This window comes from Streptomyces sp. LX-29, from assembly GCF_029541745.1.
In the GTDB taxonomy this organism is placed as follows: Bacteria; Actinomycetota; Actinomycetes; order Streptomycetales; family Streptomycetaceae; genus Streptomyces.
This window is the reverse complement of the sequence record NZ_CP089746.1, coordinates 4,623,077-4,642,632: the sequence shown is the minus strand read 5'-3', so window position 1 is coordinate 4,642,632 and position 19,556 is coordinate 4,623,077. Positions and strand designations below refer to the sequence as shown.

Sequence of the window (19,556 nt, the reverse complement as noted above, 5' to 3'; positions counted from 1 at the left end):
GCTCCTGAAACCTGACGGGACGGTACACGGACGGGACGCGGGTCTGAGCGTATACACCGACAGCGCCGCTGGTAGGGGGGTTGTACGGATCGGCTGTCGGGTTGCTCACTCCACCCCGACGGTTCCGTCCGCGAGTCCGTCGTACAGCCCCTGCACCAGCCGCTCGCCCAGCCGCCCGGCCAGCCGCAGGGCCTCCTCGAAGGCGGCGAGGGTGCGATAGCGCTCGCCGTAGTGCCGCTGCTCGGCCAGGGGCAGCCGGGGCAGGTGCAGCCGGCGCACATCGAGCCGGGTGGCGGTCGAGGCGTAGCTGCTGGCCTGCCGCTGGTTGGCGCTGCCGCGCAGGTAGCCGGCGACGAACCAGGGGTCCAGGGCGGTCGGATCGGGCCGCAGCAGGGCGAGGTTGCGGCCGAGGGCGGCTCCGGCGGTGGCCTCGTCGACGACACGGGCGACGGATCCGCCGCCCAGGACCGGCACGACGACGTCGCCGGGAGCGGTCAGCACCGGTTCCTCACCGCCGGATCCGGCCGCGCCGCCGACCCCGGTCGCGCCCGCCGCGCCGCCCGGCAGGGTTCCGGAGGGTCCCGTTCCGGAGAGCACGTCCTGCTCGGTGAGGACGGCGGGCCCCGCGCCGCCCGCCGCCCCGAGCTGTCCCGCACCGCCGGTGCGCAGCACCAGCGCGCCCGCGCGGGCCAGTTCGCCGACCGTCGTCATGGGCCACCGGCCGCCGCCCGCGCCCGATGCCGTCGCGGTCGCGTCCGGGTCGGCGGCGGGGGCCTGCGGGGTCAGCTCGGCGGTGCGGGCCAGGGTGGCGGCCAGGCGGTCGCGCACGGCGGCCAACTCGGCGCTTCCGGCGCCGGCTGCCGGCGGCGGGAGGTGGCGGGCCGGCGTCAGGTCGACGTCGTCGTCGAGGAGTTCGATGACCGGCACGGCGCGGCACACCCCCGGCAGCCCCTCGCCGCCGTCGCGCCGATCGGGCCCCCCGTCCCGGTCGAAGGCCCGCCAGGCCGCGAGCACGGTGGACTGGAGGGCCGGCCAGTCGAGGCGGTCCCGGCCGCCGGCGCCCGCGCCGGCCCCCGCGCCCGAGCCGCCGCCCGGCGCCTCGGCCGCGTCCACCAGCAGCAGGTGCGGGGCGGCGGGCCGGCCCGCGCCGGGGCGGCGCAGCACCCACAGATGCAGCGGGATGCCGTACGGCGGGGCCGCGCCCGCGGGCAGCGCGATCACGGCCCGCAGCGCCCCCCGGCGCAGCAGGTCGGCGCGGATGCGGCGGCCGGAGCGGCGGGCGGCGGCGGCCGGGGGCATCAGCAGCACCGCGGCCCCCTCGTCGCGCAGATGGGCCAGCGCGTGCTGCACCCAGGCCAGCTCGGACTCGGTGCGGGCCGGGAATCCGTACTCCCAGCGGGCGTCGTAGGCGAGCTCGTCGTGGCCCCAGTTGCGCTCGTTGAACGGGGGGTGGCAGACCACCGCGTCGGCGGCGAGCCCGGAGAAGGCGTCGGCGCGCAGGCTGTCGGCGTCGCGCACCCGCACCCGGGCGTCGGAGCCGAGGGCCAGCCGCAGCGCGGTGACGGCGGCGAGCTCGGGGGCCGACTCCTGCGCGCAGACGGTCCGCGCGCCGCCGACCGCCGCCAGCAGCCCACCCGTTCCGGAGGCCGGGTCGAGCACGGTGACATCGCCACGCCCGGAGTCCGCGCCGACGCCGGCCAGCGCGGCCATCAGGGCGGCCGGGCCGGGCGGGGTGAGCGTGTACTGCCGGGGGTTGGCGTCCAGATGGCGGCCGAGCAGGAACTCGAACGCCTCGCGCGGGCCCAGTTCCGCGGCGAGTTCGGCGGCGCCGCGCACCAGGGCGGCGTCGGCGGCGAGCTCGGCGGGGCCGGGGACGCGCACCGGGTGCCGGTCGCCGAGCCGGGCGCTGAGCACGGGGGCGAGCGCGGTGGGCAGCCACTGCGCGAGCTGGGCGTCGTCGGCGGCCTTGAGCTCGCCCCAGGCGGCGGGCCGGTGCCGGACCAGCAGCAGCACCGCCCCGGCGTGGCGGAGCGCGGTGGCGGCGCCGGCGGGGTGGCCGGCGAGCAGCTGCCAGACCCGCTCCCGCAGCGGCACCTCGGCCAGCTTGCCCTGGGCGCGCAGCCAGTGCTCGATGGCGTCGAGGGCGAAGGTGGGGCTGGTCTCGGTGCCGCCGACCGGCTTGGGGAAGTCGGCGTGGCGACGGCGCCAGTTGCTGACGGCGGCGCGGCCCACCCCGGCGAGCCGGGCGATCCCGGCGGCGGTCACCTCGGTCTTGTCGGCCGTGTCCGGTTTCTCGGCCTTCTCCGGCGCGTGTGCCTTCCCCGGCGCGTGCGCTTTCTCCGGCGCGTGCGCTTTCTCCGGCGCGTGCGCCTTCTCTGGCTGCTCTGCCTTGTGTGCGTTGTCCGGCACCGGTCGGCTCCCGTTCCCCTGGCGCGCGTGGGCTGCTGTGACGGCGAGCATACCCGTGTACCCCAAAAGGACCCCCTCGCCGCGTGGACCGGACACCACGCGTGAATCGTGTTGACGCGGTTCACAGCTTCTGTTGTTATTGACCCATCGGTTCACGGAGATCCACTCACCGCCCGAAGGGGGCCGTCATGTCTCAGCGTCAGCAGAAGCAGCGGAACTGGTTCGCCCGGCACAAGGTGCTCACGGCCGCCGGCGCGATCATCGCCGTCGTGGCCATCGGCGGGGTCGCGGCCGGGGGCGGCGGAGACGACGACAAGAGCGACAAGAGCAAGGACACCTCCGCCGCCGGCAGCGGGGGCCAGGGCGGGGAGAAGAAGGAAGAGAAGAAGAAGGGGGATACCGTCGACGGCGAGGGCACCCTCCAGGTCGGCACCGACATCAAGCCCGGCACCTACCGCTCCGTCGACAACGGGGAGGACGACGGCTGCTACTGGGAGCGGGCCAAGGACTCCAGCGGCGAGCCCGACTCGATCCTCGCCAACGACAACGTCGTGGGCGCCAGCTATGTGACCGTCAAGGCCACCGACAAGGTCTTCAAGTCCACCGGCTGTGCGGACTGGGAGCTGGTCCCGGCCAAGGAGACCGGCTCCCCCAAGACCGAGGTCTCCGGCAGCGGGATGTACAAGGTGGGCGTCGACATCGCCCCCGGCACCTACAAGTCCACCGGGAACACCGAGGAGCTCGGCTGCTACTGGGAGCGCGACAAGGACGCCCTCCACGACGCCACCACGTCGATCATCGCCAACGAGAACGTCACCGGGAACGGCGTGGTGACCATCGCCCCCGGCGACGTCTACTTCAAGACCAACGGCTGCGCCACCTGGAAGAAGGCGAGCTGACGCCCCTCGCCCCCGCACACCCCCGTCCCCAGACGAGGACGAGGGGCCGGGCCCTCGTCCCCACCCTGCCCCGGCGGCTCACCGCCGGGGCAGCCGCGTCTTCGGGCAGCCGCGCAGCACCCGGACCATCGCGCCCTTCTCCGCGCGGGTGACCCACACCCCGTACTTCCGCTTCACCGCCACCTGCCGCGCCACGTAGTCACAGCGGTAGGCGCGGTGCGGCGGCAGCCAGGTCGCCGTGTCGCCGTCGCCCTTGCGCCGGTTCGCCGAGGCGTCGACCGCGATCAGGTTGAGCGGATCGTTGGCGAACGCCACCCGACGATCCCGGTCCCAGGTCCGCGCGCCCTTCTGCCAGGCGTCGGAGAGCGCCACCACATGGTCGATGTCGACCTTGCTGCGGCCGCGCACGAAGCGCACCGTCCTCCCCGTGTACGGGTCGTCGTCGAGCGTGCCCGAGGCGACCTCGCAGTGCCCGTCGCGGAAGGTCACCTCCGCCAGGTCCCGTCGGAGGATGTCGTCGCGGGTCCCGCAGCCGTTGTGGTCGGTGTCACTCCAGGAGCTGCCGAACGCCTCACGCTCGTAACCGGCCCTGGGCGCCCGACCCTTGACCGTGAGCGAGGCCACAGCCTCCAGGGCGGGGCCCGACGCCCCGCTCCCCCGGCCCCCGCCGCCCCCGTCCCCACCGCGCTCGGAGCAGCCGCCCGCGGCGAGCAGCACGACGAGTACGGCGGCCACGGCCCGCCCCGGACCACCGAACCGACCCTGCAACCGCGCCACCCCCTTCACGTATCTTTTCGCACAGACGCCCACACGATAAGGACCCTGGATGGACACGGCCGCCGCAGTCCCGCCCGGCACCACAGGCGACACCGCGGACCAGACGGCCGCCGCCGCGGAACCCTCACCCCTCCGTTCCCGGGCCGCCGCGTTGCGCAACCCGCGGCTGGACCCGTACTGGCTGGCGGGCGCGCTGTTCGTCGCGTACACGACGCTGTCGGTGTGCCGCTACCGCCGCATGGCGACCATGTCCTGGGACCTGGGCATCTTCGAACAGGCCATAAGGGCCTACGCCCACCTCCAGGCGCCCGTCGCCGACCTCAAGGGCCCCGGCGCCCACATCCTCGGCGACCACTTCAGCCCGGTCACCGCGCTGGTGGCGCCCTTCTACCGGGTCTTCCCCACCCCGGTCACCCTGCTCGTCGTCCAGGCCGCCCTGTTCGCGCTCTCCGCGGTGCCGGTCGCGCGGCTCGCCGCCCATCTGCTGGGTCGCGGCCGCGGGCTGTTGATAGGCGTCGCCTACGGCCTGTCCTGGGGCATACAGCGCGCGGTGGACTTCGACTTCCACGAGATCGCCTTCGCGATGCCGCTGCTGGCGTTCGCGCTGGAGGCGATCGTCCGGGAGCGCTGGTACCGGGCGATGCTGTGGACGGCGCCCCTGGTCTTCGTCAAGGAGGACCTCGGCGCCACGGTCGCGGCCATCGGCGCCGTCATCCTCTTCCGCAGCTGGGGACGGCGCGACGCGCGGCTGTCCGCGCTGGCCATCGGGCTGGCGGCGTTCGGCGTGATCGCCTCGGCGCTGGCGCTGGGCGTGGTGATACCGGAGTTCAACGGCTCCGGGGACTACGCCTACTGGAAGAAGATGGAGGGCGGCGAGGCGACCGCCACCATCCCGCTGGACACCGCGCTGCGCACCCTGGCCTGGGTGCTGCTGCCCACCGCCGGCCTGCTGGCGCTGCGTTCGCCGCTGCTGCTGGCCGCCGTGCCCACCCTCGGCTGGCGCTTCGTCTCCCACGACGACCACTACTGGGGCACCGACTGGCACTACAACGCCGTCCTGATGCCCGTCGTCTTCCTGGCCCTGGTCGACGCCATACACCGCACCCGCCGCAGCCGGCGCCCCTGGCTCGCCGCCTACGCCCGCCAGCTCCCGGTCGCCGTCGCCGCGGCCGGCGTGGCCCTCACCAGTTCGCTGCCGTTGTACGGCCTCACCGAGCCGGACACCTACCGCAAGCCCGCGGCCGTCGCCGACGCCGAGCGGGTGCTGGGCGAGATACCCGACGACGCCACGGTCGAGGCCAACGTCGGCCCCATCAGCCGGCTCACCGACCGCTGCCGGGTCTTCTGGGTCGGGGACACCCGGGGCATAGCGCCCGACTACATAGCGATGAAAGAGGACGAGCCGCGCACCCCGCAGCACATGACGGACTACGCGCGGCAGCTCCACCCCGACGAGGAGTACCGCCTCGTCGGCGCCTCGGGCGGCGTCTACGTCCTCAAGCGGGTGGGCGGCGACCGGGCCTGAGAAGCGCGGGGCCCGCCGGGGCCGTGGGCTCCGGCGGGCCGTGGTGCGTGTGTCGCGTCGACAGGCGGGGGCGGGCTACTTGGTCAGGTAGGCCCGGTGGATCGCCTGCGTCACGGTGTTGCCCTTCTTGTCGGCGGCCACGGCCTTGAAGGAGACCGACTTACCGGCCTTCGGGTTCTTCACCGTCACCTTGCCGCCGTTGACGGCCAGCTTCTTCCAGCTCTTGCCGTCGTCGTAGGAGACGTAGACGGTCAGCGACTTGAGGTTCTTGCCCGCGGCCGCGCCGTGGACGGCGACAGGGACCTTGACCGTGGCGCCCGCCTTGGCGGTGGAGTCGACCGCCAGAGCCGGGGTGAAGCGCACCACCGAGATCGGGAGCCGGGTCTTGGCGGAGACCTTCTGGGAGGAGAAGGTCCAGTCGGCGGTGATCTTCGTGGAGACCTTGGCGACCTTGCTGCGGTGCACCGAGGTGCTCAGCTTGTACGACCCCTGCCCGGAGGGCACGGTGAAGGTCTTCTCACCGGTCAGCGGGTCGCCGTTGGTGCCGATCACCTTGCCGTCGCGGCGGAGGGTGGTCCTGGCGATGTCGAACAGCGAACCGCCCGGGTTGCCCTGCCCGTCCGCGAAGAGCGGGATCATGGGGGTCAGGGTGTCGCCCTTGCGGAAGACGCCGAACTCCTTGCCGAGCGCGGGGCCGAAGACACCGACGTTGAAGTTCTTGGTGTACGCCCGGCCCGCCTTGAAGGCGAGGGGCTCGGTGCCGTACGAGGTCTCGAACCGCGTCTCGTCGTCGGACCTGGCGATCTGCTCGAAGTTGAAGGCCCACTTCACGCCGCCCGTGGCGGTCAGGTACAGGGTGGCGGTGCTGGGCAGCTTGCGCTCGAAGGCGACGGCCGAGCCGCCACCCTCTCCGCCCAGGTGCGGGAACGGCGTCAGGTAGCCCCAACGACCGCTCACCGAGGCGCCGAGCTTCGCGGTCACCTTGGCCAGGTCGCCGGCCTTCACCTTGCGGACGAAGCCGGTGGCCACCTTGGTGGTGGGTCCGCCGAACGCCAGGTGGTACTCCGTGGCGCCCCGGCGCAGGGTCTGGCCGATGTGCTGGCTCAGCTCGTCGCGGCCGAGGGCCGGGCCCTGGTGCGCGGTGCGGAAGCCCTTGTAGTCGTTCAGCCACCAACCGAACCCGGTGGAGAAGCCCTTCCCGGAGACGGTCATGTTGATGGAGGCGAACTCGGACGTGGCCTTCTTGTCCGGCGGGGTGATCTTGATCGGCTTGGCCTTACGGGCGTCGAGCGTCACCGTGACGTTCTTGGTGACGTCGAGTCGCGGCTGGTTGATCCAGTCCGCGCCGTCCGCGGCCCTGTCGTGGATCGAGCCGCTCAGCACGTAGCGGCCCTTGGGCAGGCGCAGCTTGCCGTCACGCGGCGTCGTGGTGTCGTCGACGTACTGGAAGACCTCGGTGCCCAGGCCGCCGACACCGTCCAGGTAGCTGCCGAAGACCTTGGCGGGCTTGCCGTCGCGGCCCAGGTGCTTGAGGGTCACGTCGTACGACTCGACCTCGCGCTCCACCGCGGCCGCGGTGCGCACGGACTGGCCGCCGCCGGTGGCGGTGACCACCGCGCTGTACGCGCCGTCGACGGTGCCGCCGAGACGGGTGTCGGAGGTGACCGCCACGCTCGCCTCAGCGCCCGGGGCGATGGTGAGCTGCTTCTTGTCGAGGCTGAAGAACCCGTCCGGCGCGGGCTTGCCGTTCGGCGCCGCCGCGGTCACCGCCAGGTCCAGGGTGACGGGCGTGCCGCCCAGGTTGCGGTAGGTGAGCTGCTTGGTGACCGGCTTGTCGTCGGTGTGCGGCCACAGCTGCTTGCCGAAGGAGAGCGAGACCTCCTTGGCGATGACGCTCTGCTTGGTCGCCTTGCGCAGGTCGATCCGGCCGGAGCCCTCCTGGAAGGCGGTGTAGCCCTTGCCCGGCACGGTCGAGCCGGCCAGCGCGGCCTTGATCTGCGCGCCGGTCCAGTCCGGGTGCTGCTGGGCCAGGATCGCGGCGCCGCCCGCCGCGTGCGGGGCGGCCATGGAGGTGCCGGAGATGGAGACGTAGCCCGGCGCGACCGGGTCGCCCTCCTCGGCGATGAGACTGCCGGGCGCGGCGGCCGCGCCGATGTCCACGCCCGGGGCGGTCACATCGGGCTTGAGCGCGCCGTCGCCGACGCGCGGGCCGATGCTGGAGAAGTCGGCGAGCTTGTCCTTCTTGTCGACGGCGCCGACGGTGAGCGCGGCGTCCGCGCTCCCCGGGGAGCCGACGCTGCCGGCGCCCGGGCCCTCGTTGCCGGCGGAGATCACGAACAGCGTGCCGGTCGACGCCGACAGCTTGTTGACCGCCGCCTCCAGCGGGTCATCGCCGGGCGAGTCGGGCCCGCCGAGGCTGAGGTTGACGACGTCCGCCTTCTCGGCCGCCGCCCACTCCATGCCCGCCAGGATCTCGGAGTCGCCGCCGGAGCCGCCGTCGTCCAGCACCTTGCCGTCGAGGATCTTGGCCCCGGGGGCCACGCCCTTGTACTTGCCCTTGGACTTGGCGCCGGTGCCCGCCGCGATCGAGGCCACGTGGGTGCCGTGCCCGACCCGGTCCTTGGCGTCGGCGGCCTGGGAGAAGTTCTTCTCCGCGATCTCCTGGCCGGCCAGGTCCGGATGGGTCTGGTCGACCCCGGTGTCCAGCACGGCGATCTTGGTGCCCTTGCCGTCGAACCCGGCCTTCCACGCCTCCGGAGCGCCGATCTGCGGCACGCTCTTGTCGAGGTTGGCCTTGCGGATGCCGTCCAGCCACACCGCCGCGACGCCGGAGGCCGCGTTGCGGAACGGCGCGCCCTTCGCCTCGCTGGTCAGCGCGTCCCACACGGCGCCGGCGTCCTGGTGCGTCGTGCTGACCGCGTCCGCGTTCAGCCGCGGGAAGGTGCGCCGCACCTCGGCGTTCCCGGCCTCCCGCAGTGCCGCCCGCGCGGCCGGACGCTCGCCCCTGTACATGACGACAAGCCGGAGCCCGGAGCTCATCCGCTCCCGGTACTCCGGCTTGCTGAGGGTGGTGAGGTCGAACAGGCGCTGGTCGACACGCCCGGACCCGATGAGCCGCTGGGCGTCCAGCGGCACCGCGTACACATGCCCGTTCACCCGCTGGATCTGCACGGGTATGTGCTCGCGCCCCTTACCCCGCTCCAGCGCCACCGGCTGCCCGGCGGCGTCCACCGCCACCCGGTCACCCGTGATCAGAGTGATCCACGTCTTCTCCGCGCCGCGCGATCCCTGCTCGGAACCGCCCCGCGCGGCCGCCCCCCGTTCCTGGGCCGACGCCGGCGCGGAGGTCATCCCGGCTGCCAGCGCCACCGCCGCGGCACTCGCCACGGAAGCAGCCCAGACCGTATGTAATTTTCTACGCAACTTTCCCCCAGGTGAGGATAGTTCACCGAAACGGGGGGTTTGACCACCCCCCGCATACTCAGTATGCAGGGGGTGAACTGATCGTCAATAGTGAGGCGTAGACGGGCAGTTGGGTCTCATGACCCGGTTCTCAGGCTAAGACGGTGAACTCGACCTTCAGGTTCGGTCGACAACGCGACATCCACCCGCCGAAACGCCACAGGCGGCGGACCGGCGCTGGCCGGTCCGCCGCCTGGCGGTGCTGCGTGTGTTCGGGGGGAGGCTGGGGTCTGTCCGCGTGGGACGCGGGATCAGGCGCCGGTCGCGCTACCCGCGACCCACTCGCTCCAGTCCATGTTCCAGCCGTTCAGGCCGTTGTCCGGCTTGATGGTGTCGTCCGGGGAGTTCTTGACCTCGACGATGTCACCGACCTGCGAGTTCTCGAAGAACCATGCGCCGTCCTGGTTCGGGTCGCCCGCGCCCTTGACGTCGTTCAGGCCGACGCAGCCGTGGCTGGTGTTGACCGAGCCGAAGATCGAGTCGGAACCCCAGTAGTTGCCGTGGATGAAGGTGCCCGAGGTGGACAGTCGCATCGCGTGCGGCACGTCGTCGATGTCGTACTCACCCTTGAAGCCGACCGTGTCGCCGTTCATCCGGGTCTCCTTGAACTTCTCGGAGATCACCATCTGACCGTTGTAGGTCGGGTTCTCCGCGCTGCCCGCGGAGATCGGGATGGTCTTCAGGGTCTTGCCGTCGCGCACGACCGTCATCGTGTGCGCCTTGGCGTCGACCGTGCTGACCTGCGAGTGACCGATCTTGAAGGTCACGGTCTTGTCCTGGACACCGGTGACGCCGTTCGACGCCTCGACGCCGTCCAGCTTCAGCTTCATGGTGACCGTGGAGCCGGCCTTCCAGTACTCCTGCGGGCGGAAGTCCAGGCGCTGGCCGTCGAACCAGTGGCCGACGACCTTCTGGCCGCTGGAGGAGGTGACGGTGATGTGCGACTGCACGTCCTTCTTGTTGGTCACCGCCTTGTCGAACCTGATCGACACCGGCATGCCCACGCCGACCGTGGTGCCGTCCTCCGGCGTGAAGGTGCCGATGAAGCTGTTGGTCGGGGCGACGGTGGTGAAGGACGAGTTCCCGGTGGCCTTGCGGCCATCGGCGTCCTTCGCCTCAGCGACGATCTTGTACTGGGTGGCCCGCTCCAGCTGGGCGTCCGGCTTCCAGCTGGCGCCGTCGGCGGCGATGGTGCCCTTGACCGGGGTGCCGGCCGCGTCGGTCATCGTGACGCTGGTCAGCTTGCCGTCGCTGACGGTGACCTTGGCGTCCTTGTTGATGCCGGCGTTGGGCGTGCCGGTCTTGGGCGTGATCGTTATTCGGGCGTCCGAGGCGTTCTTGGCCGCCGCCTCGTCCACCTGGGACTGCGACTTGCCGTGGCCGTCCTTGCCCTTGTCGCCGTCGTCGTCCCCGCCGCACGCGGCCAGGGTCAGGACGCCGCCGAGCACGGCGGCCACGGCGACCATGCCCTTACGACGCTTGCCGTCCGTCATCACACGCATCTCCATCACTGCTGTTCCCCAAAACCCCGAACCGGCACGTTTGCCTCACAAGCGCCCCGGCACTCACACAAGAACGCGTTCAGCCAGTGTGCGGTTCCACTCGGGGTGAAAACTGTGCGCAACACCACTCGTGGCCGGGTCGGGGCTGAGACATGAATCTCCTACCTGCGGCGACGGCCGCCCTCGCCCCCACGCCGCCGACCTGGTCGTCGGCGTCGTCAGCCTCACCCCCGCCCTGGTTCCTCGGCCTCGTCGTCAGCCTCGTCGTCCAGATCGTGGTCGAGCTCGTCGTCCAGTTCCCACCCCATGGCCCGCTCCCAGTCGGCGGCGTCCGGGTCGTACGGGATCTCCTCGCACGTCCATGATGCCTGGGCCAACTCCGCCCCCGGCACCGAGTCCACCAGTTCGACCGGATCGATCAGGTACGCCAGCGCCTCCGCCGGATCCCGCTGGGCGTCGTCGCGGGCCCGACCCCGCTCCTCGTCCGCCATGCCGGCGTCCTCCTCGATGCGGTCGAGGGCCGCTCGGGTCAGGACGGTGGGATCGCCGATCTCCAGCACGAGCTCCACTCGAAGTCTCACAAAACGCGACATTTCTTGAGCAGTCATGCACGGAGCGTAAGGTCCCGCAGCCCGCGGTCCCGGCCTCGCTTCCGTGCGACCCGCTGTTGTCACTACGATCGGACGCACGGGGCCAATTCGCCACCGTCTCAAGGGGGATGCATTCCGTTGTCCGCACGCTCCGCCCGCCGACCGCTGCTGACCGCGGCCGCCGCCGGCTCGCTGCTGTGCGCCCTGTGGTTCGTACCGTCCGCCAACGCGAACGCGCACGCGAGCGCGGACCGTGACGACCGGCCCGCCGTCTCCGCCGGCCGCACTCAGGTGGGGACCCAGGCGCCCAGCGCCTCCGAGGACGAGGACCTCAACCTCGCCGACTCCGGCAGCGTGGACGTCACGCCCTATGTGATCGGCGGTACGGCGTTCCTGGGGCTGGGCGTGGCGATGGTGACCGCCTCCATGCGCAGGCCGCGCACGGAGGCGTACTGAGGCACGACGCGCCGTGACGCACGTGACGCGCGTGACGCGCTGAGAAGGCGCTGAGCCCCACGGCTCGCTTTGGGCAGCCCGGCGACTTCAGCCGCCGTTCCGGGAGACACGTACGGCCGCCCGCATCCGCGGGCGGCCGTAAGCGGTAGGTCCGGGACCGACGCCTGTGGACGATCCGGGCCCGACGCCCTGGTCAGGCCCGACGCCCTGGTCAGGCCCGACGCCCTGGTCAGGCCCGACGCCCTGGTCAGGCCCGACGCCCTGGTCAGGCCAGCGGGCCGGTGGCCGACTCGGCCGCCTCGACCAGCTTCCCGGACCGCACGAACGCCTCGGCTGCCGCCAGGTCGGGGGCCAGGAAGCGGTCCTCGCCGGGGCCCTGGACGCCGGCGGCACGCGCCGCCGCCACGATCGCCCGGGAGGCCGGAGCGGGCTCCAGCCCTTCCCGCAGCTCGATGGCGCGGGTGGCCGCCATCAGCTCCACGGCGATGACACGGCCGAGGTTGTCCACGGCGGTGCGCAGCTTGCGCGCGGCCGACCAGCCCATGGAGACATGGTCCTCCTGCATGGCGGAGGAGGGGATCGAGTCCGCCGAGGCCGGCACCGCCAGCCGCTTCAGCTCGCTCACCAGCGCCGCCTGCGTGTACTGCGCGATCATCAGACCGGAGTCGACACCCGCGTCACCGGCCAGGAACGGCGGCAGCCCGTGCGAGCGGTTCTTGTCCAGCAGCCGGTCGGTGCGCCGCTCCGCGATGGAGGCCAGGTCGGCGGCGGCGATGGCGAGGAAGTCCAGCACATAGCCGACGGGCGCGCCGTGGAAGTTGCCGTTGGACTCCACCCGGCCGTCGGCCAGCACCACCGGGTTGTCGACGGCGGAGGCCAGTTCACGGTCGGCGACCAGCCGGGCGTGCGTGAGGGTGTCCCGGCCGGCGCCGGCCACCTGCGGGGCGCAGCGGATCGAGTACGCGTCCTGGACGCGGGGCGCGTCGTCCTGGTGGTGTCCGGTCAGCCCGGACCCGGCCAGCACCCGCAGCATGTTGTCGGCGCTGGCCGCCTGGCCGGGGTGCGGTCGGATGGCGTGCAGCTCGGGGGCGAGCACCCGGTCGGTGCCGAGCAGGGCCTCCAGCGAGAGGGCCGCGGTGATGTCGGCGGAGGTGTAGAGCCGGGCCAGGTCGGCACAGGCCATCACCAGCATGCCGAGCATGCCGTCGGTGCCGTTGAGCAGCGCGAGCCCTTCCTTCTCCCGCAGCTCCACGGGGGCGATGCCGTGCTCCGCCAGCAGCTCGCCGGCCGGCTTGACCTCGCCGTCGGGGCCCTCGGCGTCCCCCTCTCCCATGAGGGTGAGGGCGCAGTGCGACAGCGGCGCCAGGTCGCCGGAGCAGCCGAGCGAGCCGTACTCGTGCACCACGGGGGTGATGCCGGCGTTCAGGATGGCGGCCATGGTCTCGACGACGAGGGGGCGGACGCCGGTGTGGCCGGAGGCGAGGGTCTTCAGGCGCAGGAACATCAGCGCCCGGACCACCTCCCGCTCCACCCGCGGGCCCATGCCGGCCGCGTGCGACCGCACGATGTTGCGCTGCAGCTGTGCGCGCAGCTCGGGACTGATGTGCCGTACGGCGAGCGCGCCGAACCCCGTGGAGACGCCGTAGACCGGGTCCGGCTTGGCGGCCAGATCGTCGATCACCTGACGCGCGGCGGCGACCGCGGTCAGCGCCTCCCGCGACAGCTCGACTCGCGCGCCGCCGCGGGCCACGGCGATGACATCCCCGGCGGTCGTTCCGGACGTCCCCACCACCACAGAGTGCATATCCATATTCAGGCACCCTAGAGACTGAATCGCCACCTGTCACCACCCGATTTTTCTGGTGGACACCCGAGCCCGGCGACCCACCCCGCGGAGCGACCCCGCGACCCACCCCGCGGAGCGACCCCGCGGACCGGTCCGGGGAGCGGGCCGGGGAGGGGTGTCCCGCCCCCGGACCGACACCGCGGCGCGCTCCGCCGCCGAGGGGCGAGACGGGAGGGGCCCGGCGTGTCCCGGGGGGCTCCGACGGACCGGCGGCTACGGAGAGCCCGGACACGGCGGCCGGGGAGAGCCCGGACCCGGGCGGGACAGCCGCGCGAAGCAGGTGTACGAGCCGTCTCGTAGCGCCGTCCCCGCGGGGCGGCCTCGCGTGCTGGGACGGCGTCGAAGAAGCGGCGGCCCGGAGGGGGCGGTCGCGGCCGCACGGCCGGATGCCTGCCACACCGGTGTCTCGCCTCCGGCGGCGCCGAGCCGTCCGGACCGTCGCGGCGGGAGCGCCCGCGCGCGCCGTCGGTCCGCGTGGGGCTTCCCTGGACTCGACGTCGTGTCCATTCGTGCGACGTAGGGCCCGCCAGGCGGCCGTCCTTCACGTCGTCAACAGGCCCTCGGCACACCGCCGTAGCGCAGAGGTCAGGGACGGCCGCGGAAGTGGCGCCGTTCCGCCGAGGACACGCGCGGGGGCGCGTCCGCGAGCTGGACGACGGGGTCGTCGGGGCCGCCCTCGCGGCCCGCGACCACGGGTTTGCTCGCCCGAGCGGCCTTGGCCCGGTACTGGGCGGCGTCGGCGAGGCGGAACAGCCGCCGGGCCGTACGTATCGGCCCGATGGGATCGCCGGTGGACGCCACCCCGCAGGCGACACCCTCCCCCATGTCCAACTGCGAGGCACGCAGGCACAGTTCGTCGGCGACCCGAACCACCTCGTCGGCCGAGGGCCCGACTTCCAGCAGACAGAACTCGTCGCCGCCGAGCCGCGCCGCCAGCGCGCCGGGCAGCATCGCCCCGCACAGCGAGAGCACCGAGCCGAACCGTTCCAGCAGCCGGTCACCGACCGCGTGCCCCAGCGTGTCGTTGACCTTCTTCAACCCGTTGAGGTCGCACACCACCAGGCTCACCACGGTGCCCTGGCGTCGGTGGTCCTCCAGCGCCTCGTCCAGCCGCATGTCCACCGCCCGCCGGTTGCCGAGCCCGGTCAGCGGATCGGTGAAGGCGAGCTTGCGAGCCTCCTCCAGCCGCTGGCTCTGCGCCAACCCGGCGGCGATCACCGCCGCCAGCACGGTGGCGAAGTCCGCGTCCCCGCGCCCGAACGTCGCGGCGCCCACGGGCCGCGCCACGTACAGCTCGCCCCAGGCTCGTCCCTGCAGCACGATCGGCGCCACCACACAGCTGCCCCGGCCGCGCCGGCGCAGCGCGGAGACGCGCTGGTGGCAGTAGTAGCCCGAGCCGTCGCGCGGGCCGTCGGCGATTTCCACCCAGGCGTGCGGCTCACCGCCGCGCGCCCACTGCTCGTGCAGGAACTCGGTGATCTCGGGGAACTCGTGCACCGGATAGAACTCGTTCTCCGGAAACTCCCGCTCCCCTTCGGCCAATTCGCCCGCGTTCACCAGGACCCGCAGTCGCCCCAGCTCCCGCTCCCACACCGAAATCGCGGCGAAGTTCCCGCCGAGCGCGGAGCGCGCGCCGATCGCGGCCGAGTGCACCGCCTCGCGCGTGGTGTGCGCGGCGGCCATCGCCTGCGCCAGCCCCACCACGGCCCTCAGCCGCGCCTCACCGTCGACCTCGCTCGTCACCGCGCCTCGCATTCCGTCACTGTGCGCACTCCGCACTTATCGCGGATACCGCACACCGCGCAATCCAGCGTAGGAATGTTCGGCGAATTCTGCCCTATCTCCGCCTTGGCCCGGTCCAGGTCTTCTCGACCCGTTCCCGCCCGGCCCACCACCGACACGGCGCGCCCCGACGAGGCCGACCCGACCGGCTCACATCACCCGGCCCGACCGGCGCGCGCCACCCCGGCCCCGCGGGCTCACGTCGCCCCGGGCCGGCGGACTCACGTCGCCCCGGGCCGGCGGACTCAAGCCACCCCGGCCAACGGACTCATGCCGCCCCGGGCAGCCCAAGCCGCGCGGACCTCTCCGGCCCAGCGGGCTCACGTCACCCTGACCCGGGCCCAGCGCGCGCATCACCCCGAGCCGGGCCAGGCCGTTCGGGTCGCCCCCGCCGGCAGCTCGCTCTCCCCGGGCCGGCCCGGCCAGCTCGCGTCACCACGACCCGGCGGGGCTCACGTCGCCCCGGGCCGGCGGGCTCGAGTCGCCCCGCCCCGGCCCAGCTCGCTCGCACCACTCCGGCCCGGGCGGGCTCGCATCACCCCGAACCCGCCCGGCTCGGCCACGTCACTCCGGGCCCGGGCCGCGCCGGCGTCCTTCGCGCCGGCTCAGCATCGGCCACCCCCGCTCGGGATCCCGCCAGGATCCCGGCGGGGGCGCGGCCGGCGCCTACGCGGCCGCCGCGCTCACTCGCCCGGCCACTCGGGCGTCCGCTTCTCGTTGAACGCCGCCACGCCCTCCGCGCGGTCCCCGGAGAAGGCCACCGACCGCCAGGCCGCGTCCTCCACCTCCAGTCCGGTCCGCAGGTCCAGCCCATGGCCGAGCCGCAGCGCCTTCTTGGCCGCGCGCAGCCCGACGGGGGAGTTCGCGGCCATCCGCGCGGCCAGCGCCAGCGCCTCCTCGCGGTCCTTCCCCTCGTCCACCAGCTGGTCCACCAGGCCCAGCCGGTGCGCCTCCGCGGCCTCCACCCGGCGCGCCGTGAAGATCAGCTCGGCGGCGCGGGCGGCGCCCACCCGGCGCGGCAGCAGCTGGGTGCCGCCACCGCCCGGGATCACCCCGACGGAGACCTCGGGCAGGCCCACCACGGCGGTGGTGTCCGCCACGATCACATCGCAGGACAGCGCCAGCTCGAAGCCGCCGCCCAGCGCGAAGCCGTGCACCGCCGCGACCGTGGGCATCGGCAGCTCCAGCACCCCGGTGTACGCGCCCCGGGCCACCGGCCGCTGCCGACCCAGCTCGGCGTCGCTGAACGCGTTGCGCTCCTTGAGGTCGGCGCCGACGCAGAAGGCGCGCTCGTGGGTGGAGGTCAGCGCGACCGCCCGCACGGAGGCGTCGGCGGCGAGCGCCGCGCAGGCCGCCCCGATGGACCGGGCCAGCTCCGTGGAGACGGCGTTCATCGCCTTGGGCCGATCCAGCACGAGCTCGGCCACGTGCCCGTGCCGGCGTACGACGACCCACTCACCGAACCGCTCTTCCGACATGCGCCCTCCCAGTTGACGGACCCTGTTAACGATCGTTGACCGGATCATCGCAGCCACCGGGGAGACGCGTCACCCCCTGCGGCTCAGCAGCCAGGGTTCGACCACGCCGAGGCCGCGCACCGGGCGCTGCCACATCGGGCGCAGCGCGAAGCGGTACGAGGGCGGCTCCTCGCCCTGCTTCTCCGCCTCGGCCGCCGCCTCCGCCGCCTCGGCCTCGGACATCGGCGCCTCCCCGGTCCGGGTCAGCTCCTCCGCCAGCGCGGGGTCCACCAGCACGGCGTCCTTGGGCGCTATCGAGGTGAGCCGGCTGGCGAGGTTGACGGTGGTGCCGAAGACGTCTCCCATCCGGGTCGTCACCGTGCCGAAGGCCATGCCGACCCGCAGCTCCGGCATCATCTCGTCGTGCGCCATCGTCTCGATGAGCCGCAGGCCGATCTCCGCCGCCGTGCCCGCGTCGTCGGCGGAGTAGAGGACCTCGTCGCCGAGCGTCTTGATGAGCCGGCCGCCGTGCGCGGCCACCAGATCGGCGGCGGTGGTCTCGAACGCCTCGACCAGCTCTCCGAGCTCCTCCTCCTCCAGCCGCCGGGTCAGCCGGGTGAAGCCCACCAGGTCCGCGAAGCCGACGGCCAGCCGACGGTCGACCATCTCCGCGTCGTCGGCCGCCTGGATCACCCGCCCGGTCGCCGCCGCCAGCTGCCGGCGGTAGACGTAGACGAGGAACTCCTCCAGCTCCGGGAGGAGCAGCTCCACCAGCGGGTAGGCGATCTCGGTCCGGGTCATCCCCGGCTCCTGGGGCTCTGTCAGCCCCTCCAGGAAGGAGTCGATCTGCCAGTCGGCCAGCCGCGCGGTGGTCTGCCCGGTGGACCGGGCGACCTGGACGGCCATCGGCTCGCTGAGCAGCCCCGCCTCCACCAGGCCGGACAGCCGGCGCAGGGCCAGCACGTCGGCCTCCGTCAGCGCCCTGGCCTGGCCGATGTCGGCGAAGCCCATCGCGTGCCAGAAGCGCGTGGCCAGTTCGACCGAGACGCCGGCGCTGCGCGCGGCCTGGAAGGGGGTGTAGCGCCGCTCGGCGCCGAGGATCAGCTGTTCGAGTCGGAGCGCGATCGAGTCGCCCTCGTCCTCCTCGGCCTCGGCCTCGTCCGCCAGAGCCCCTCGCTCCACGGCCGCTCGCTCCACGGCCGCTCGCTCCACGGGCCCTCGCTCCATGGGCCCGCCGCGGCTCGCCGCGGCCCCGGGGCCGCCGCCGCGGTCACCGTGGCCGCCGGCGTCATCGTCCGCGCCCACCGGGTCCGCCGGGCCCGCCGGTCCGGCCGCGGCCCGCTCGTCGCGTTCGCCGCCGTCCTCGGCCCCGCCCCGCGCGCCGCCGGGTCCGTCGGCGCGGGCAGGGTCACCTCCACCGTCACGTCCGTCGCCGCCGCGGTCGCCGGCCGTCGTGCCGGCGTCGACGTCGGGGCGGTCGTCGCCGCCGGACGTGGCGTCAGCTTCCGACCTGGCGTCACCGGCCGTCCCGCCCACGGCGGGATCCGCGGCGGCCCCGGATGCGCGGGCGGCCGCGCCGGAACCCGTGTCGTCGACGGTCACCGCCCGCCCCCTGTCCGATCCCTGCGCACTGCCCTGCCGCTTCTCTTTCTGTCCTGACTCCGGCCCGGTTCCGCGCCGGAGGCGTCCCACAGCCTCGTCCACCGCGGTTCCGAGCTGGACGGACCGCCTCAACGATACGTCAGGTGTGCCCTAGCTCACTCTTACGTCGCGTGACGCCGCGGTGTCATCCCGCGTTAGGTTGCAGGACGCCGGTGCGTCCGTGGCCCCACGCCGGCGCGGAGAACGCCGGTGCACGCGCCACCCCCGCGCATCGGGTCTCGGGGCTCGGGCGTACGCGTCGGGCACCACCGGGCGTGGCCGCGGGCGTATGCGTCGGCGCGCGTCAGCTCGCGGGCCGCAGGTGCACGATGTCGCCGGCCGCCACCGGTTCCTGCACCCCGTCGCCGGTCGCCAGCACCAGTCGGCCCTCGCCGTCCACCGCGACCGCCTCGCCGACCAGGTCCCGTCCGCCCGGCAGCTCCGCGCGCACGGTCCGGCCGAGCGTGGCGCAGCCGGACGCGTACGCCTCCTGGAGCCCGCTGGCCGCCGGGTCGCCGCCGGCCGCGCGCCAGCGCCCGTACCACTCCTCGAAGGAGCGCAGGACCGCCCGCAGCAGCGTCTCGCGGTCCAGCACCGTGGCGCCGGCCAGCGCCAGCGAGCCGGCGGTGGGCACCGGCAGCTCGTCCTCGCGCAGCGAGACGTTGAGCCCGACGCCGACCACGACCGCGTCCCCGTACCGCTCGGCCAGGATCCCGGCGGCCTTGCGCTCCTCGCCGGCCACGGTCACCAGCAGGTCGTTGGGCCACTTCAGTGCCGTGTCCACGTTCGCCGTGGCGGACAGCGCGGCCGCCGTCGCCACCCCGGTCAGCAGCGGCAGCCAGCTCCAGTGCTCGCTGGGCACCCCGTCCCCCGGCCGCACCAGGACCGAGAAGAACAGGCCGGACCTGGCGGGCGCCGTCCAGCTGCGCTCCAGCCGTCCCCGGCCGGCGGTCTGCCGCTCGGCGACCAGCACGGTGCCGTCCGTCGCGCCCCGCGCCGCCCGCTCCACCAGGTCGGTGTTGGTGGAGCCGGTCGACTCCACCACATCGACCTCGGTCCACAGCCCGTCGGGCCGGACCAGCGCCCGGCGCAGCGCGGCGGCGTTCAGCGGTGGCCGGTCAAGGTCATTCCATCGACTGCCAGAGGTGTCAGAAGGGCTCATACGGGCCAGCCTAGGCTCAGAGGGTGTGGCCAACGACGCAGTGCCACA

Annotated in this window: 13 protein-coding genes; 3 read left to right on the top strand and 10 right to left on the bottom strand. The window is 73.5% G+C overall.

All coding sequences use genetic code 11. The features are described 5' to 3' along the window. Positions 1-105 precede the first annotated feature (105 nt). Positions 106-2,265, bottom strand: coding sequence for an N-6 DNA methylase (locus tag LRS74_RS20015; protein ID WP_277744846.1), 2,160 nt, complete (start codon positions 2,263-2,265; stop codon positions 106-108). Positions 2,266-2,597: 332 nt separating this feature from the next. Between LRS74_RS20015 and LRS74_RS20010 the strand changes: the two genes are divergently transcribed. Beyond that, positions 2,598-3,308, top strand: coding sequence for a hypothetical protein (locus tag LRS74_RS20010; RefSeq protein ID WP_277742278.1), 711 nt, complete (start codon positions 2,598-2,600; stop codon positions 3,306-3,308). Positions 3,309-3,386: 78 nt separating this feature from the next. Here LRS74_RS20010 and LRS74_RS20005 read toward each other — a convergent pair whose 3' ends face one another. Next, a complete protein-coding gene (locus LRS74_RS20005; RefSeq protein WP_277742277.1) occupies positions 3,387-4,043 on the bottom strand; it encodes an HNH endonuclease family protein in 657 nt (218 codons plus the stop codon). A gap of 91 nt (positions 4,044-4,134) precedes the next feature. Between LRS74_RS20005 and LRS74_RS20000 the strand changes: the two genes are divergently transcribed. Beyond that, positions 4,135-5,610 (top strand): DUF2079 domain-containing protein, encoded by a 1,476-nt coding sequence (locus LRS74_RS20000; RefSeq protein WP_277742276.1) that lies wholly within the window; start codon positions 4,135-4,137, stop codon positions 5,608-5,610. 75 nt (positions 5,611-5,685) lie between these two features. Here LRS74_RS20000 and LRS74_RS19995 read toward each other — a convergent pair whose 3' ends face one another. The 3 genes from LRS74_RS19995 to LRS74_RS19985 all read right to left on the bottom strand — a co-directional run bounded on the left by LRS74_RS19995 (position 5,686) and on the right by LRS74_RS19985 (position 11,182). Continuing rightward, the gene (locus LRS74_RS19995) at positions 5,686-8,997 is read right to left on the bottom strand and encodes a S8 family serine peptidase (protein ID WP_347178143.1); all 3,312 of its coding nucleotides are present in this window, start codon (positions 8,995-8,997) and stop codon (positions 5,686-5,688) included. Positions 8,998-9,323: 326 nt separating this feature from the next. Beyond that, positions 9,324-10,580, bottom strand: coding sequence for an Ig-like domain-containing protein (locus LRS74_RS19990; protein WP_277742275.1), 1,257 nt, complete (start codon positions 10,578-10,580; stop codon positions 9,324-9,326). 218 nt (positions 10,581-10,798) lie between these two features. Beyond that, complete coding sequence (locus LRS74_RS19985; protein WP_277742274.1) at positions 10,799-11,182, bottom strand: hypothetical protein; 384 nt, start codon at positions 11,180-11,182, stop codon at positions 10,799-10,801. A gap of 120 nt (positions 11,183-11,302) precedes the next feature. On the opposite strand from LRS74_RS19985, the gene LRS74_RS19980 reads away from it, so the two are divergent. Continuing rightward, positions 11,303-11,620 (top strand): hypothetical protein, encoded by a 318-nt coding sequence (locus LRS74_RS19980; protein ID WP_277742273.1) that lies wholly within the window; start codon positions 11,303-11,305, stop codon positions 11,618-11,620. Between the two features lie 265 nt (positions 11,621-11,885). On the opposite strand, the gene hutH is transcribed toward LRS74_RS19980, so the two are convergent. From hutH to LRS74_RS19955, 5 genes are all read right to left on the bottom strand, one after another. Continuing rightward, positions 11,886-13,430 carry a histidine ammonia-lyase gene (gene hutH, locus LRS74_RS19975; protein WP_277742272.1) on the bottom strand — a complete coding sequence of 515 codons (1,545 nt, stop codon included), beginning with the start codon at positions 13,428-13,430 and terminating at the stop codon, positions 11,886-11,888. Between the two features lie 621 nt (positions 13,431-14,051). Then, positions 14,052-15,221 (bottom strand): sensor domain-containing diguanylate cyclase, encoded by a 1,170-nt coding sequence (locus tag LRS74_RS19970; protein ID WP_277742271.1) that lies wholly within the window; start codon positions 15,219-15,221, stop codon positions 14,052-14,054. Between the two features lie 710 nt (positions 15,222-15,931). Further along, a complete protein-coding gene (locus tag LRS74_RS19965) occupies positions 15,932-16,726 on the bottom strand; it encodes an enoyl-CoA hydratase-related protein (protein ID WP_277742270.1) in 795 nt (264 codons plus the stop codon). A gap of 69 nt (positions 16,727-16,795) precedes the next feature. Continuing rightward, positions 16,796-17,932, bottom strand: coding sequence for an adenylate/guanylate cyclase domain-containing protein (locus tag LRS74_RS19960; protein WP_277744844.1), 1,137 nt, complete (start codon positions 17,930-17,932; stop codon positions 16,796-16,798). Between the two features lie 718 nt (positions 17,933-18,650). After that, positions 18,651-19,508, bottom strand: coding sequence for a biotin--[acetyl-CoA-carboxylase] ligase (locus tag LRS74_RS19955; RefSeq protein ID WP_277742269.1), 858 nt, complete (start codon positions 19,506-19,508; stop codon positions 18,651-18,653). Positions 19,509-19,556: the final 48 nt, after the last annotated feature.